Source organism: Catellatospora coxensis, assembly GCF_016862635.1.
GTDB lineage: Bacteria > Actinomycetota > Actinomycetes > Mycobacteriales > Micromonosporaceae > Catellatospora > Catellatospora coxensis.
The window spans coordinates 12044-27715 of record NZ_BONI01000013.1 but is presented as its reverse complement, the minus strand read 5'-3'; the positions used below and the strand labels follow the sequence as shown (position 1 = coordinate 27715).

The following is a 15672-nucleotide window of genomic DNA, read 5'->3' as shown; positions in this document are numbered from 1 at the left end:
TGGGCGGCGGGGCGGCGGCGCTTGCCGCGGTGCCGTCGCCGACTTGGCGGGCCGGCCGCTTCGCCGCGGTCGCGCGATCCCTGACTGCCGGATCTAGAAGAGTTGTGGTCGCCAGGACGACCACAACTCTTCTAGATCCAGAGGCCCGCCGCAGCGTCGAGCCGCGAAACGGGGCAAAGCGATGACCGGGGGCTTCGACCTCGGGCACCACGGGGACGTCGAAGTCGGCCCAGGGCTGATCGACCTGGCGGTGAACGTGCGCCAGGCCCCGCTCCCGGACTGGCTCGCCGACCCGATCCGCGAGTCGCTGCACCGCCTCGACGCGTACCCCGACGGCGCCGCCGCCCGCGCCGCGATCGCGGCCCGGCACCGCCGGAACCCGGAGGAAGTGCTGCTCACCGCCGGTGCGGCGCAAGCGTTCACGCTGCTCGCGCAGGGCCTGCGGGACGCCCGGCGGCCGGTCGTGGTGCACCCGCAGTTCACCGAACCGGAGGCGGCCCTGCTCGCCGCCGGGCACCGGGTCGACCGGGTGCTGCTGCCGGAGCCGTTCACCCTCGACCCGGCCGCCGTGCCGGACGACGCCGACCTGGTGCTGCTCGGCAACCCCACCAACCCGACCTCGGTCGCCCACCCCGCCGCCGCGGTCGCGAGCCTGGCCAGGCCGGGCCGCATCCTCGTCGTCGACGAGGCGTTCGCCGACACGATCCCCGGCGAGCCGCACTCCCTGGCCGCGCGGCGCGACCTGCCCGGCCTCGTGGTGGTCCGCAGCCTCACCAAGACCTGGGCGCTGGCCGGGCTGCGCGTCGGCTACCTGCTGGCCGCGCCGGAGCTGGTGCGGCGGCTGGCTGCCGTACAGCCGCTGTGGCCGGTGTCGACGCCCGCGCTCGCCGCGGCGGCCGCCTGCGCCACCGATCATGCCGTCGCCGCCGAGGAACGCATCGCCCACGAGCTGGCCGCGCGCCGCGAACACCTGCTCGCCGCCCTGCGGCGGCTGCCCGCGGTGGTCGTCGCGGGCACGCCGGCCAGCTCGTTCGTGCTCCTCAAAGTCAACGACGGTCTGGGCGTACGCAGCCGCCTGCGCGACGCGGGCTACGCCGTGCGCCGCGGCGACACCTTCCCGGGCCTGGGCCCGGACTGGCTGCGCATCGCCGTCCGCGACGAGCCCACCACCGACGCCTTCGTCGCTGCTCTGCTCGCGACTGTGTCCTGAGCTGTCGGCGGGCAGCCGCAGGTCGCGGACTGCCCAGCCGCCGATACGGCGTTTCCCGGTAATTGGCGGTATCTCCATTCCGCCCACTTCTCAAGATCTGTTTTTGTGGTCGCTGGACGTCCCTATAGGGGCACCCAGCGTCCACAAAAACGGATCTTAGGACGGGAAGACCTCATCCCGAACCGAGAGAGCGGTTTGGTAGGTGGCGGCGTCGAACAGGACCAGCGTTGCCTCCTCGACTGCGGTCTCGGTGTGCTCCAGCACGTCCAGGGCCTGGCGGACGGCGTCGTCGACCGGCCAGCGGTATACGCCCGACGAGATGAGCGGGAAGGCGACGGTACGTGCGCCCAGGTCGCTCGCCACCCGCAATGCGTTGCGGTAGCAGTCGCGGAGCAGCTCGGACCGGTCCTCGGTGGCGCTGTAAACCGGGCCCACGGTGTGTACCACCCAGCGCGCGGGCAGCCTGCCTGCGGTGGTGGCGACGGCCTGGCCGGTGGCGAGCCCTCGGCCGTACTGGGACGCGCGCAGCGCACGGCACTCGGCGAGGATCTCCGGCCCGCCCTTGCGGTGGATCGCCCCGTCCACCCCGCCGCCGCCGAGCAGCGACGAGTTGGCCGCGTTGACGATCGCGTCCACTTCCTGCCGGGTGATGTCACCCTGGATGAGGTTCACCTGCATGATTTGCTCCAGGATCAGCGGTCGAACTCACCGGCTTTGACCCCGGAAAGGAAAGCGGTCCAATCGTCGGCGGCGTAGGCGAGCACCGCGCCGCCCCGGTCCTTGCTGTCCCGAACACCGACGGTATCCGTCTCGACCGCGACCTCGACGCAGTTTGCGCCCTGGCCGTCACTGCGGCTGCTCTTTTTCCAAATGGCGTGCTCGAACATGTCCATCATCCTCGATCAGCAAAGAGCCGGGCGGATTCCTCGACGCTCAATGCGCCTCCCACCAGCATTTCGAAGGACTGTCGATGGGTGGCTATTTGAGCCTCGTCCTCAACGTACACGCCCTTGCCGAGGTGATCGAAGTAAACCAGGCCCGGGTCATCGGGCTCGGGAAAGTCCAGGATGACGACAGGTCGACCGTAGGGGGCGTACGCGGGCGAGCTGAACGGCACGAGGCGTAGTTCAATGTTCGGAGACTTGCTCATCCGCGCCAGGTGCGCGAACTGTGCTCGCATGACGTCTGCGGTCCCGACCACACAGTGCAGTGCAGCCTCGCCGATGATGGCACGCAGCTGTAGCGGTTCGTCGCCCGTCAGGCGGGCCTGGCGCTTGAGTCTTGCGTCGACGACCCGGTCAACGCGTTCGGCCGTCGCCGTAGGTTGAGCCTGGCGGACGAGTGCGCGGGTGTAGTCGGCCGTCTGCAGCAGCCCGGGAACAAGCAGGGTTTCGAAGTTTGAGATCGATGAAGCGGCGCTCTCGAGCCCGATGTACAGGTTGAACCACTCCGGCAGCTCGTATGCCTGCCACCAGCCGCGCCGACCAGACTCACCCGCGAGCTGCACCAGCAGGTCTCGTTCACTTGGATCGACCCCGCCATAGCGGTCGAGCAGAAGCTGGACGTCCCCGGGGCGAAGTGGCGTCAGCCCGCGCTCAAGACGGCTGATCTTCGCGTCGGAGCCTCGGATGACCGCTGCGGCTTCGATCGTGGTCAGGCCGGCCTTGCCGCGCAACTCGCGCAATCTGTAGCCGACGCGTCGCCGGATAGCAGTGGGACTCATGGGCATCAAGACAGTGTGCAGGGGCGTCATGGTGTCTGTAAAGGAATCATCAACGATAGGTTGCCCGTGCAGATTGCATGCGGCAGACTAAGTCAACCGTCCATATGCAACAGACAGCGCATCAGGAAGGTGCGCTGAAAAGCTGGAGGCGGGGCTGACTGGTTGGTCCCCGGCGCCCCGCCTCCCCACAACTCCACAAGGAGGTGGTTGATGGCAGTCTACGTGGCCGTCGCCGTGCTCGGCGCGGTCGTCGTCCTGGCCATGCTGGCCGGGTGGGCGCTGCGCGGGTACGCGGCGAACTGGTGCATGTGCTGCGGTGGCGCGGTCGGTGCGGTCTGCGGTGCGTGCACCCATCGCGCGATTCGCGAGCAGGTGATGTGCACCCCGTCGCCCCGGCTTGTCCGGGACCGAGTCGACGTCGAGGCGGTGTCCGCGTGAGCACTCCTCCGCAGGGTCATGCCCCGATCTCGGATGAGCTGGCGCGACGGTACTGGGAGGCCGTCGCCGTGCACGGCGACGACCCGGCCACCGACATGTGCGTGCACTGTCGGCGGAGCCGCTGCCCCGAGTGGGCGTACGCCGTGGAGCAGCTGATCCTGGCGGACCTGCTGAACTTCGAGAAGTAGGCCCCGCGTACGGCTGAGCCCACCCGCTGGACGGCGGGTGGGCTCAGTGTTCGTGCGTCACTTGCAGGAGTACGTGAACTTCGACGAGCCCTGGACCACGCTGGGCTCCAGGATGCGCAAGGTGGCCTCGGCCTCCCGGCTGCCCTTGCCCTGGAAGCGCCAGAACAGGTGCACCTGCACGCTGCGCTCGCCCTTCTTGACGGCCTGCTCCAGCATGCCGGAGGTCTCGCCGTCGTTGCGCAGCCACTCGTACTTGATGATCCCGGCCTGGCCGTCGGTCTCGATGAGGCCGACCACGTCGACGTTGACGTTGCACTCGGCGGTGACCGGCGGGACGACGGGCGTGACGGTGACCTTGGTGACCTGGACGGCGTTGTTGCGCTCCTGCCACCAGTTCCAGCCGACGTACCCGGCGATGACCAGCAGGGCGACCGTGGTCAGCGCGCTGAAGAACGCGGCGATGCGCTTGCCGATCGTCTTCTTCGGGCGGCGCGGCGGGGCGGCCTGCGCGGCGGCCATCTGCCAGGCGGGCGGCGCGGGCGGCACACCCTGCCCGAAGCGCAGGTTCACGTCCGGCTGAGGCTGGTGCGCGGCGGGCGGCGCGGCGCGGCCCACCTGGTACGCGCCGGACTTGCGCTGCTCGTCGGCGGCGCGGTTGCCGAGCCGGGTCGCGCCGTCCGGCGGCACAGCGGGCATGACGGCGGTCGGCGGCGCGGTCCGGGGCGTCTGCGGCGGCACCGGCGGCGGGCCGGAGTGCGAACCCCCGGCCAGGTGCACGGTCTCCTCGGAGCCGGGAGCAGCCGCGGGCGGGGAGATCGGCGGAGCAGAGACGGGCGGAGCAGAGACGGGCGGAGCCGGCACCGGCGGTGCGGAGACCGGGGCGGCGGAGAGCGGGTGCATCTGGGCGGCGAGGGCCTTCAGCGCGGCGCGGTCGCCGAAGCCGGGGATGCGCTGCGCCGAGGTGCTGAGCGTGGTCAGCGCGGCGGTCAGCCCGGCGCTGCCGCCGACGGCCTCGGCCTGCTGCCCGGCCTGGCGCAGCAGCTGCTGGGTGCCGGCGTCGTGGCAGGCGTCGGCGAGCTGGGCCAGCAGCCGGGACCAGCCGGTCGCGTCGTGGCCGGGGCCGGGCGTCGTACCGAGCACGGCGTGCCCGTAGCCGGCCTCGGCGAGCAGCGCGGCGCCACCGGCGCTGACGACCACGCCGTGGGCGTTCAGCTCGCCGTGGGCCAGCTGCCCCTGGTGCAGCTTGAGCAGTGTCTGCGCGGTGTCGGTGGCGATCAGCGCGGCGACGGCGGGCGGCAGGGTCACCCCGGCCGCCAGTGCCTGCGCGAGCGTCGGCGACGGCGCCGCGTTGGTGATCAGCCAGCTGTGCCGGCCCTCCGTCACCTGGTCGATGACGTTGAGCAGGCCGGGCACGCGCAGGCGGGTCTGGGCGCCGACCGCGTCGGCGAGCCGCCGCGCGGCGGCCGGGTCGGTCAGGCCCCGGTCCTCCAGGCGCAGCGCGCCGCGCTGCTTGCCCTCCGCTGTGGACACCGTGTGCCACGTGCCGAGCCGTCCGGCCCGCCCCGCGTCCAGCAGGGTGTACTTGCCCCCGATGGTGTCGCTCAAGTCCTGCTCCTAAAAGATGCAAACGCCGTCGGAGACGATGGTCATGGGCTTGCTTGCCGGGCCCGCAGGCTTCGACGTGACAGTCAACTGGATGCGAGGTGCCTGAACCTGGTCATTATGGAATGCGGCCAGTGATTCAGTTTCGATCACCGGCATCGTTGCGCCGGCGGCTACGGATTGCGTCACGCTGATCGGGTCCCCGACCTGCTTCCCGAAACAGTCGAGCTGAATGTAAGTGAATATCAGCGTGAAAGCGCCGCCGTTGTTGGTGCGAACTGTGACCTGGGCGCGTGTGTTGCCGCTAGTGGGTGGCGAGCTCTGGCAGACCCTGCCGTACCAACAGAATTCGCTGAGCACGATCGCAAGCACCTGGGTAGGCGCGGGCGGCGACACGGAAGGCGACGGCGACGGCTTCCGGCTCGGGCTCGGCTCCGGCTCATCCGACGGGGAGGGCGACGGCTCCGCCGACGGGCTGGGCGAGGGTGACGGGCTGGGCGAGGGTGAGGGCGACTCGCTCGGCAGCGGCGACGCGTCCGCGGTCGCGCTGGGCAGCACCGTCGGGTTGCTCGCCGGGCTCGTCGGCCACAGCGCGGCGGCTCCCGCGCCGCCCAGGACCAGCACCAGCGCGGTGATGCTGGCCGCGGTGGTGAACGCCTTGCGGGACATGCCGAGGATGGTGGTGCCGATGGCGGTGGCGTTGGCCTGCACCGCGGCCAGCGGGAACAGCAGCGCCAGGAGCAGCGCGCGGCGGGCCAGCTTGCTGCGGCCCTCCTCCTCCCACTCGGGTCCGTAGCCGGCCCCGGCGACGGCCTCCAGCTCGCGCAGGAACGTGGCGGCGTCCTTGGGGCGCTGCTTGGCGTCCTTGGCCAGGCCGCGCCGGACGAGTCCGCGTACGGCCTCGGGCACCATCTCGACCGGGACCGGCGCCTGCTCGTGCTGGCGGCGCAGGCCCTGGAGGTCGCCGGGGGCGCGGAACGGCGGCTGCCCGGCCAGGCACTCGAAGAACGTGGCGGTCGCCGCGTAGATGTCGGTGGACGGGCTGGCGGGAGCGCCGGCCCACTGCTCGGGAGCCATGTACGACGGCGTGCCCGCGAGCGGGCCCTGGCGGCCGCTGCGCGCGGCGATGCCGAAGTCGGCCAGCTTGCTCTGGCCCTCGCCGTTGACGAGCACGTTCTCGGGCTTGTAGTCGCGGTGCACGACGCCGCGGTCGTGGGCGGCGGCCAGGCCGAGCAACGAACCCTTGAGCACCACGAGGGCGGCTTCAGGCTCGGTGGGGCCCTGCTCGCGCAGGATCGCGCGCAGCGCGACGCCGTCGACCAGCTCCATCACGATCGCCGCGCCGCCGGGCGCCTCGATGTACTCGTACAGCCGCGCGACCTGCGGCGACTCCACTTCGGACATGACCCGGGCCTCGGCCCGGAACGCGCGGATGAAGTTCTCGTCGTCGCGCAGGTGCTCGGCCAGGTACTTGATGGCGACCTTGACCTGGGTCGCCTCGTGCTCGGCGAGCACCACCAGCCCGGACGCGCCGCGCCCCAGCTCCCGGATCTCCACGTATCCGGGCACGGTCCATGAAACGGGCTGAGTCATGCGGTCACCTCCGCGGTCGCGGCCTTGCGGGACTTGATGATGCCGGTCAGCTTGCGGAACAGCCGGTACCAGATCGGGAACATGATCAGGCCGATGCCCAGGGCGATGACCAGCACGTCGATGCCGGGCGGCAGGTACTCCTCGACGAGCCCGCCGAGCCGGTCGCGCCAGGCCAGGAAGCCCAGCAGCACGAACAGGCCGGTGCCGACGACGGCGGTGAAGCCGTACGCCGCCATGCCTATCTGCTTGATGCCGGGCTTGCGACCGGCCTTGATGTCGGACCAGATGCCCTTGGTGAAGTACGCCGACGCCTCCTCGCGCAGGCGCGGCAGCCGCAACCCGTCCGCGAGCGCCTGGTAACCGTCCAGCGGCATCAGCGGGTTGAGGTTGTACAGCGTGTTCAGGTAGAGGCCGAAGGCCAGCTGGTAGGCGATGCCGGAGACCTGCGGCGCGGGCACCCAGGCGGCGACCGCGCCGAGCATCCCGGCGATGGCCGCGGTGGACAGCGGCCCGGACAGCGTCACCACGATGCGCGACCAGCGGCTGCCGAACCACATGTCCGAGGTGTCCACGAAGGCGAACGGCATGCCCATCATCAGCATGAACCCGCCCCGGGTGACGGTGCGGCCGTAGGACTTCACCGCCAGCGCGTGCGCCGACTCGTGCACGATCAGGGCGAACAGGTAGCCGGCCGCGATGATCACCGCGCCCCAGATGCCCGCGCCGTTGATGTCGAACAGGTTTTGGCTGCCGCCGGCCACGGTCATCGCGTAGATGCCGCCGACGATGCAGAACCAGAGCCCGACCACGCCGGTACGGGTGAAGAAGCGCCAGCCGAACGACCGGTACATCTTCGTGAACAGCGTGTCCAGGCCCTTGACCGACACCTCCATGCGCAGCAGCGTCTTGAGCACGGCCTGCCCGAAGCGCTTGAGCAGCGGCGGTTTCTCGGCCTCGCGCTGGCCGTGCACACCGCGCACCAGCTCCAGCGCCGCGAACGTGCGCAGCGTGCGCTCGATGCGGGGCAGCGCCAGCTCGCCGTAGCGCTGGGCGTATGCGAAGAGCAGGTCGCGGATGGTGTTCTCGCCGTCGAGCTGGTGCCACAGGAACACGTCGCGCTCGTCGAGCTGCAGGTACTGCCCGGTGCGGGTGTTGCGCAGCACCCACTGCTGGTCGCCGCGCATGTCGGGCACCTGCTTGAGGGCCCAGCCACTGCGCCGCCGCGGCCGCGCGGTCAGCGGGCCGGTGGCCGTCGGCGCGGTCTCCGGCTGCCCGGCCGGGAGCAGGATGCTGTGCTCGACGCCGCGCACCATGGTCTTGGAGCCGATCGCCGCCGAGCGCGGCTGCGCGAATCGCAGCGGTATGTCGCCGATGTGCAGTTCGGACTCGTCGGGCAGCGGGGCCCAGTCGCCGTGGAAGGTGCGCCGGCCGATCGTGGTGCCGTTGAACGAGTTGAGGTCCTCCAGGTGGAAGCCCTCGGCGTTGCGGACGACCCGGGCGTGGTGGCGCGAGACGCTGGCGTCGTCGAGCACGATGTCGTTGTCGGGGGCCCGGCCGATCGTGGTGTGCGGCTTGACCAGCGGGTGCACCCGCTCACCTGCGGCGTCGTGCCAGCGCAGCTCCGGCGCCGCGTAGGACTCCACCACAGCGCCCTTGCGGAGAGTGCCGCAGTGCAGGCAGTAGGGGTAGTCCCGCCGCAGGTGCACATGGCAGGCGTGGCACAACATCGTTCGGCCTTTCCAGGGGGTGTGGAGCCGTGCGGCGAGCCGAATCATAGGCGTCCGAACGGCTGCACGCTCTCGGCTGACTGCTTTACGACGGTGATCCGTTCAGGCGGTTCGTCGATGCGTGGAACGCCTGCCGGGCAGCAGAGGTGCGACGGGGGCGCACACCCCTGCTGCCCGGTGTCTGTGCGGACGGTCAGGCGGTCGCCGTGGCTTCCGTACCGTCGTCGTCGGACTTGAAGACCTTGCCCGCCACGGCGCCGGCGACGCCGCCCGCGACCGCGCCGGCGGCCAGGCCGGCACCGCCGATGATTAGCTCCTCGGTGCCGATGCCGGCCGAGCTCTCGCTCGCGGCGGCCGCCGGGTCGGCCGGCACGGCCGGTGCGGCCGAGCCCGGCTGGGCCGGGTCCGCGGCGCCCGGGGTGCCGGTCGGGTCGCCGGACTGCACGACCACCACGACCGGGCCGGACTCCTCGGCCGGCACGGGTGCCGGGTCCGCGGCGGGCGCGGGCGCAGGGTCCGGCGCGGGAGCGGGTTCCGGAGCCGGGGCCGGCTCGGGAGCGGGCTCCGGCGCGGGTTCCGGCGCGGGCGCGGGCTCCGCGGGCTCGGCGGGCTCCGCCGGTTCCGCGGGCTCGGCCGGCTCGGCCGGCTCCGGGTCGGGGTCGGCCGGGAACAGGTCGAGGTCCGGCGGCAGGTGGATCGGCGGGATCCACGGGCCCGGGTCGGGGTCCGGGGTCAGCGGCGGCAGGTCGAGGTCCGGGGGCAGGTGGATGATCGGCGGCACCAGCGGGCCGGGCTCCGGGTCGGGGGTGAACGGCGGCAGCAGGTCGAGGTCCGGCGGCAGCTCGATGATCGGCGGCACGATCGGGTCGGGCTCGGGGTCCGGGACCAGGGGCGGCAGCTCCAGGTCCGGGGGCAGGTGGATGATCGGCGGGACGAGCGGCTCGGGCTCCGGGTCGGGGTCCAGCGGCAGCAGCTCCAGCGTCGGGGGCAGCTCGATGCCCTCCTCGGGCAGCGGCAACGGCAGCGGGGGCGGCGGCAGCGGCTCGTCCTCGGGCTCCGGGGTGAGGTCCTCGGAGGCGACCGGGATCAGGTCGGCCGGGACGAGCGGCGGCGGAGGCGGCGGCGTCGGGTCGTCCGGGGGCTCCGGCAGGTCCGGCAGCTCGGGCACGGCCGGGGTCAGGTCGGCGGGCGAGATCAGGCTGCCGAGGCCGCCGGTGCCGATGCCGGACTTGGACAGGCGTACGCCGAGGGCGGTGGGCCCGGCGCCGGCCGAGGCGTCGGCCAGCCCGCGCAGCTGGTCGGTCTCGTCGGGGGTGAGACCGTACTGCGCGGCGACGGCGTCCGGGTTGGCCCGTGCGTGCCGGGCGAACTCCGGGTCCACCGCCATCCTGGCGATGAGATCGCGGAACTGGGACATCGGAGGCTCCCTTTCGGTGGGAGGGGGTTTCCTGCGGGGGCGTTGCGAGGTGACTTCACGCTAGGTCCGCTAGGGGACTGCGCACATCGCGGCGAGTACGTAACTTCTGCACCGGGGGTGCCTGCGTACCGACCCGGAGAGGGGAGGCGTCGTGGACCGACGAGAGGCCGCCGAGCTGCTGCGGGAGCGCACCGGCCGCTCCGTCGCGCCCCGCCTCGTGGAGCAGCTGCTGCGGCGTACCGACGCGGACCCGACAGTGCTGGCGGCGATCGCCGACCAGGTCGACACCGACGGCGACGGCCTGCACCGGCTGCCGCTGCGCTGGCCCGACGAGCTGGCCGAGCCGGTACGCGCCGCGCTGCGCGCGCTGGAGCCGGCCGCGCGCGAGACGGTGACCGCCGCCGCCGTGATCGGCCGCGAGTTCGACCTGGCCATCCTGGAGGGGGCCTGCCCCGAGGTGGACGTCCTGAGCGGCCTCGACGACGCGGCCGAAGCCGGGCTGGTCCGCGAGCAGGGACCTCAGGTGTACGGCTTCGTGCGCGCGCTGGACCGGGAGGTCTGCTACGACACGCTCGGCGCGCGGGCTCGCGCGGCGCTGCACGAGCGCGTCGCGGCGGTGCTGACCAGGCTGGGCGCGCTCGGCGGGACGCGGGCGGCGACACTGCCCGAGCTGGCGCATCACACGGCGGAGGCGGCGGCGCTGGGCGGGGCCGCCCGGCTGGACGCCGCGGTAGCGGCCTCGGCCACCGCTGCCGCCGCCGCCGACGAGGAGGGCGCCTACGACCTGGCCGCGGGCTACTACGCGCAGGCCGCCCTGTTCGCCGGGCGGGCCGGGTGGACCCCGGCGCAGGCCGGGCGGCTGCTCGCGGCCTCCGGCACGGCCCGGCTGCGCGGCGCGGGCAGCGCGGCGGCCCGAGAGGCCGGGCGGGCGTCGCTGACGGGCGCGCTGCGACTGGGCCTGCGCGCGACGGACGTCGGCCTGATCGCCGCGGCCGCGCTGGGGCTGGGCCCGCGTCCGAGCGCGGGCGCGCTGGCCGGAGGCACGGCGGTGCCCGCGGATCCGGTGCGGGTGGCCGTGTTGCGGGACGCCTGTGCGGCGCTGCCCGCTGCGGGGTTGCCGCCGGAGCAGCATTCGGCGGCGGCGCGGCTCATGGCCCGGCTGGCCGACGAGCTGGGGGAGGCCGAACTGGCGCGGCGAGCGCTGGACCTGGCCCGCGCGGGCGGGGACCCGCGGGCGGTCGCGGAGGCGCTGCTGGTCGTGGGGGACCGGCTGGACCAGGTGGTACGCGAGGCCGCCGCGCTGGGCGACGCCGAGCTGCAGGCCAGGGCGTACGACCTGGCGGCGGCCGACGCGCTCCGGCGGGGCGACAAGGCCCGCGCGGCGGCGCTGCTGGCCCGGACTACGGCGCTCGGCGAGGGCCGTCCCACGGCGCTGGTCCGCTGGTACGCGCTGCGGGCCGCGGCCGAACTGGCCACCCTGCGCGGTCGCCCGGATCCGGTGGCGGCCGACCGGGCGCTGGCCGCCGGGCAGCTCGTCGACCCGGCCGCGGCCGAGGCGGCCGACCGGGCGCTGCGGAGCTGGTCGGGGGCGGACGCCGGGCCGGGCGGGTTGACCGCCCGCGAGCGGGAGGTGCTGGCCTGGGCCCTGCGCGGTGCGCCCGCCAAGGAGATCGCGAGCGCGCTGGTGCTCGGCGAGCGGACCGTGGAAACCCACCTGGCCAGCATTTACCGCAAGCTCGGGGTACGGACCCGGATCGAGTTGATCAAGAAGTGGGGAGACGGTAGCCCACCGTAGAGACGGTGGTTACCAAGTGTGACGAATGAGATTCGCAAATGACTGGACGGCCACTTGACCAGCGGCGTAGCGTCTCTTTCAAGCGCATCGCTCGATGAAACCCGGGGGATGGCCCAGCCGATCATTTATCGGTTGTGGCGCCGAGCGGATGCGCCGGGGGATGGGTGGCACCACGCCGTTGGGGGACGGCCGCCACCTGAGACCGGTCGGCCGGCCGGCGACGCTAACGGGGGTGAGCGTCGCCGCCGGCCACCGGCATGTCCAGCCCTCGCCGCCGGGCAGCGACCCGTCAAGATCGCCCGACTTGCCTGGCACCTGTGCGTATCTTGAGCGCGCATACGCCCATGTGCCAGGCAAGTTCGACGATCATGGGGCCGGGTTGGCCCGGTGGTGGGTCAGCGGCCCTGGTTGGCGACGGCGGCGGCGGCCTCGGCGGCCGCGGCGGGGTCGAGGTAGGTGCCGCCCTTGGTGATCGGGCGCAGGTTCTCGTCGAGGTCGTAGCGCAGCGGGATGCCGGTCGGAATGTTCAGCGCGGCGATCGCCTCGTCCGAGATCCCGTCCAGGTGCTTGACCAGGGCGCGCAGCGAGTTGCCGTGGGCGACCACGAGCACCGTGCGGCCCGTGCGCAGGTCCGGGATGATCGCGTCGTACCAGTACGGCAGCATCCGGCCGACGACGTCCTTGAGGCACTCCGTACGCGGCTTCAGCTCGTCCGGGAGCTGCGCGTAGCGCGGGTCGGCGACCTGCGAGAACTCGTCGTCGTCGGCGATCGGCGGCGGCGGGGTGTCGTACGAGCGGCGCCAGAGCATGAACTGCTCCTCGCCGTACGTGTCGAGGGTCTGCTTCTTGTCCTTGCCCTGCAGCGCGCCGTAGTGGCGCTCGTTGAGCCGCCAGCTGCGCGACACCGGGATCCAGGACCGGTCCGCGGCGCCGAGCGCGATCTCGGAGGTGCGGATGGCGCGTCGCAACACGCTGGTGTGCACCACGTCGGGCAGCAGTGCGTGTTCCTTGAGCAGCTCGCCGCCGCGGCGCGCCTCGGCCTCGCCCTGGGCGTTCAGGTCCACGTCGACCCAGCCGGTGAAGAGGTTCTTGGCGTTCCATTCGCTGTAGCCGTGCCGCAGCAGCACCAGTGTTCCAACCATGCCCGCCATCTTTCCCGATGGGCGTCAAGGGCCTGTGACCAGTCCCCTTGCGGCGAACGACCGCGCAGCGCAGCGGAGCGGTCGCCGAGCCGTCGGCGCAGCACAGTGACGACCACCACGTGATATTCGAGGTGACTTCCGTCGTGCCAGCGCCCTAGGTTGTAAGGCACCGAGTGGGGTTTCGAGCATTACAGGGGTGCGGCGTGCGGGGCTGGTTGGCGCAGACGGCGGGCGGACTGCCGAAGATCTTCTGGTATCTGTGGACCGGCACCTTGATCAACCGAACCGGCGCGTTCGTGATGCTGTACCTCGAGATCCACATGGTGGTCGAGTACGGCTTCTCCGCCACCTTCGCCGGGCTCGTGCTCGGCCTGTTCGGCGGGGGCATGGCGCTCGGCTCCCTGGTCGGCGGCGTGCTGGCCGACCGCTGGGGGCGGCGTTCGACGCTGCTGGTGTCCAACGTCGCGCTGGCCGGCACCGCCGTGGTGCTCGGCTTCGTGTTCCAGCCGGTCGCGGTCGCGCTGCTGGCAGCGGTGTACGGGTTCTGGAACGGCCTGGGCCGCCCCGCCTTCTCCGCGACCATGGTCGACGTGCTCGGGTCGACGAAGCGCATGCGTGGCATGAACCTCAACTACTGGGCCATCAACCTCGGCTTCTCGTTCGCGGCGGTGCTCGCGGGAGTGCTGTCGCGCACCCCGCACCTGACGGTGTTCCTGCTCAACGCGGCGACGCAGCTGGTCATGGCGGCGATCGTGTTCTGGCGGGTGCCGGAGACGCAGCCGGTCCGGGCGGCGGCGACCGGCACCGCCGTGCCGCACAAGGCTCCGGTCGAGGGAAGCATCCTCATGGTGCTGCGCGACCGGGTGTTCATGACGTTCGTGCTGCTCAACCTCGGCCTGTGGATCATCATCGAGTCCTGCAAGCTGATCCCGATCGCGATGCACCAGCGCGGCCTGGACGCCGCCGACTACGGCACCGTGATCGCGGTCAACGGCATCATGATCGTGGTCTTCCAGCTGTTCGTGCCGAAGCTGCTGGCCGGGCGCAACCGCAGCCGGGTGCTGGCGCTGTCGGCGCTGCTGGTCGGCCTGGGCATGGGCGCGACCGCGATCGCGGGCACCGTGCCGGCGCTGATGCTGACCGTGGTGGTGTGGACCGCGGGCGAGATGCTCAACGCCCCGGTCAACGGCACTCTCATCGCCGACCTGTCCCAGCCCGCGATGCGCGGGCGCTACCAGGGCGTCGCCTCGATGGGCTTCACCGCGGCGAACTTCGTCGCGCCGGTGTTCGGCGGCATGCTGCTCGACCACGCGCCGCCGATGACGTTGTGGCTGGTGCTCGCCGCACTGGGTGTCGTCGTCGCGACCGGTCAGCTGCTCAGCGGCCCGGTCCGCGAGCGCCGCGCCCGCGCCCTCACCGAGCCCAAGCCCACCGCGGAAGGAGCGGACCTTGCCCCCGTCGCCGCGTGAGACCAGCGTCCCGGCCGGATCCAGGCGGTCGGCGACCGACCCCGATGCGGGTGTCCAGGCCGTGTCGGACCGCGCGGCCGCCGTTACCGGACCGGCCGAGACCGCCGGGCCGGGCCGGCCGGTGACCGGCGGTTCCGCTCCGTCCGGGGTCCGGCGCTGGTTCGCAGAGACGGTCGGCGGGCTGCCCGCGACCTACTGGTACCTGTGGACCGGGTCGCTGATCAACCGGGCCGGCGGCTTCGTCATCGTCTACCTGACCATCTACCTGACCACCGTGCAGGGCTTCTCGCCGTCGCAATCCGGCCTGGTGCTGGGGCTGTGGGCGGCGGGCGGCGCGATCGGCACGATGGCGGGCGGCGTGGCGGCCGACCGGATCGGGCGGCGGATCACCCTGCTCGTCGCGCACCTGGGCGGCGTGGTGCTGCTGGTGTCGCTGGCGTTCGCCCAGGGCTTCTGGGTCATCGCGCCGCTGACGTTCCTGTTCGGTCTGGTCGGCGAGGCGTCGCGGCCCGCGTTCCAGGCGCTGATGGTGGACGTGGTGCCGGAGAAGGACCGGCTGCGTGCCTTCACGCTCAACTACTGGGCCGTCAACGTGGGCTTCGCCGTCGCCGCGACGCTGGCGGGACTGGCCGCGTCCGCCGACCCGAAGCTGATCTTCCTGGTGGACGCCGCGACCGCGCTCGCGCCGTTCCTGTTCATCCTGCTCAAGGTGCGCGAACCACACCGGGCGCGCCCGGCCGCCGCGCCGCACGCGCCGGTCGAGCGAGCGGGGATCGGCGTCGTGCTGCGCGACCGGGTCTTCCTCGGCTTCGTCGCGGTGAACCTGCTGATCTCGTTCGTGTTCATGCAGCACCTGTCCACGCTGCCCATCGCGATGACCGGCGACGGCATCCCGGCGCAGCAGTACGGCCTGGTCATCGCACTCAACGGGGTGCTCATCGTGGCCGGGCAGCTGTTCATCCCCAAACTGATCAGGTCGTACGACCGCTCGCGGGTGCTCGCCGTGGCGGCGCTGATCATCGGGCTGGGCTTCGGGCTGACCGCGTTCGCCGACTCGGCCGCGTTCTACGCGCTGACCGTGCTGATCTGGACGGTCGGCGAGATGCTGAACTCGCCGTCGAACTCGACGCTGACCGCCGCGCTGTCCCCGGCCGCCATGCGTGGTCGTTACCAGGGGGTGATGTCGCTGTCCTGGTCGGTGGCCGGATTCGCCGCGCCGGTGCTCGGCGGGTACGTGCAGCAGCACCTCGGCGACGAGGCGCTGTGGCTGGGCTGCGGTGTGATCGCTATCGTCGCGGCGGCCGGTCAGCTCTGGTCGGGCCCGGCCCGCGAGCGGCGGGCCGAAGCGCTCCAGGCGGTGTGAGGACG

14 protein-coding genes are annotated in these 15672 nt (G+C 72.4%); 6 read left to right on the top strand and 8 right to left on the bottom strand.

Translation table 11 applies throughout. The annotated features are described in order from the left end of the window. The first annotated feature begins 181 nt into the window (after window positions 1-181). A complete protein-coding gene (gene cobC, locus Cco03nite_RS09860) occupies window positions 182-1210 on the top strand; it encodes an Rv2231c family histidinol phosphate aminotransferase CobC (RefSeq protein WP_203691394.1) in 1029 nt (342 codons plus the stop codon). A 156-nt stretch (window positions 1211-1366) separates the two neighbouring features. Here cobC and Cco03nite_RS09855 read toward each other — a convergent pair whose 3' ends face one another. Genes Cco03nite_RS09855 through Cco03nite_RS09845 form a run of 3 tightly spaced genes read right to left on the bottom strand, consistent with a single transcriptional unit; the run spans window position 1367 to window position 2939 of the window. After that, on the bottom strand, window positions 1367-1888 hold the full coding sequence (locus Cco03nite_RS09855; RefSeq protein ID WP_203691392.1) for an O-acetyl-ADP-ribose deacetylase: 522 nt from the start codon (window positions 1886-1888) through the stop codon (window positions 1367-1369). A gap of 14 nt (window positions 1889-1902) precedes the next feature. Then, window positions 1903-2097 carry a DUF397 domain-containing protein gene (locus Cco03nite_RS09850; RefSeq protein WP_239167258.1) on the bottom strand — a complete coding sequence of 65 codons (195 nt, stop codon included), beginning with the start codon at window positions 2095-2097 and terminating at the stop codon, window positions 1903-1905. A gap of 5 nt (window positions 2098-2102) precedes the next feature. Continuing rightward, window positions 2103-2939 carry a helix-turn-helix domain-containing protein gene (locus Cco03nite_RS09845; protein WP_203691388.1) on the bottom strand — a complete coding sequence of 279 codons (837 nt, stop codon included), beginning with the start codon at window positions 2937-2939 and terminating at the stop codon, window positions 2103-2105. 204 nt (window positions 2940-3143) lie between these two features. Between Cco03nite_RS09845 and Cco03nite_RS09840 the strand changes: the two genes are divergently transcribed. Then, window positions 3144-3371 (top strand): hypothetical protein, encoded by a 228-nt coding sequence (locus Cco03nite_RS09840; protein ID WP_203691386.1) that lies wholly within the window; start codon window positions 3144-3146, stop codon window positions 3369-3371. Continuing rightward, on the top strand, window positions 3368-3559 hold the full coding sequence (locus Cco03nite_RS09835) for a hypothetical protein (RefSeq protein WP_203691384.1): 192 nt from the start codon (window positions 3368-3370) through the stop codon (window positions 3557-3559). The genes Cco03nite_RS09840 and Cco03nite_RS09835 overlap by 4 nt, the downstream gene beginning before the upstream one ends. A gap of 57 nt (window positions 3560-3616) precedes the next feature. On the opposite strand, the gene Cco03nite_RS09830 is transcribed toward Cco03nite_RS09835, so the two are convergent. The 4 genes from Cco03nite_RS09830 to Cco03nite_RS09815 form a co-directional block, all read right to left on the bottom strand. Then, window positions 3617-5164 (bottom strand): hypothetical protein, encoded by a 1548-nt coding sequence (locus Cco03nite_RS09830; protein WP_203691382.1) that lies wholly within the window; start codon window positions 5162-5164, stop codon window positions 3617-3619. A 9-nt stretch (window positions 5165-5173) separates the two neighbouring features. Next, window positions 5174-6754 carry a serine/threonine-protein kinase gene (locus Cco03nite_RS09825; protein WP_203691380.1) on the bottom strand — a complete coding sequence of 527 codons (1581 nt, stop codon included), beginning with the start codon at window positions 6752-6754 and terminating at the stop codon, window positions 5174-5176. Next, window positions 6751-8460 carry an FHA domain-containing protein gene (locus Cco03nite_RS09820; RefSeq protein ID WP_203691378.1) on the bottom strand — a complete coding sequence of 570 codons (1710 nt, stop codon included), beginning with the start codon at window positions 8458-8460 and terminating at the stop codon, window positions 6751-6753. Before Cco03nite_RS09820 ends, Cco03nite_RS09825 begins: the two co-directional genes overlap by 4 nt. A 214-nt stretch (window positions 8461-8674) precedes the next feature. Then, window positions 8675-9898 (bottom strand): hypothetical protein, encoded by a 1224-nt coding sequence (locus Cco03nite_RS09815; protein ID WP_203691370.1) that lies wholly within the window; start codon window positions 9896-9898, stop codon window positions 8675-8677. A 151-nt stretch (window positions 9899-10049) separates the two neighbouring features. Between Cco03nite_RS09815 and Cco03nite_RS42790 the strand changes: the two genes are divergently transcribed. Beyond that, window positions 10050-11693, top strand: coding sequence for a helix-turn-helix domain-containing protein (locus tag Cco03nite_RS42790; RefSeq protein ID WP_203691368.1), 1644 nt, complete (start codon window positions 10050-10052; stop codon window positions 11691-11693). Between the two features lie 395 nt (window positions 11694-12088). Here Cco03nite_RS42790 and Cco03nite_RS09805 read toward each other — a convergent pair whose 3' ends face one another. Further along, entirely contained in the window at window positions 12089-12844 is a 756-nt protein-coding gene (locus Cco03nite_RS09805) for a phosphoglyceromutase (protein WP_275412021.1), read from the bottom strand. A gap of 194 nt (window positions 12845-13038) precedes the next feature. Here Cco03nite_RS09805 and Cco03nite_RS09800 point away from each other — a divergent pair, with 194 nt between their 5' ends. Further along, a complete protein-coding gene (locus Cco03nite_RS09800) occupies window positions 13039-14304 on the top strand; it encodes an MDR family MFS transporter (protein ID WP_203691364.1) in 1266 nt (421 codons plus the stop codon). Between the two features lie 121 nt (window positions 14305-14425). Beyond that, window positions 14426-15667, top strand: a complete 1242-nt coding sequence (locus Cco03nite_RS09795; protein ID WP_203691467.1) for an MDR family MFS transporter — start codon at window positions 14426-14428, stop codon at window positions 15665-15667. The last annotated feature ends 5 nt before the right edge of the window (window positions 15668-15672 follow it).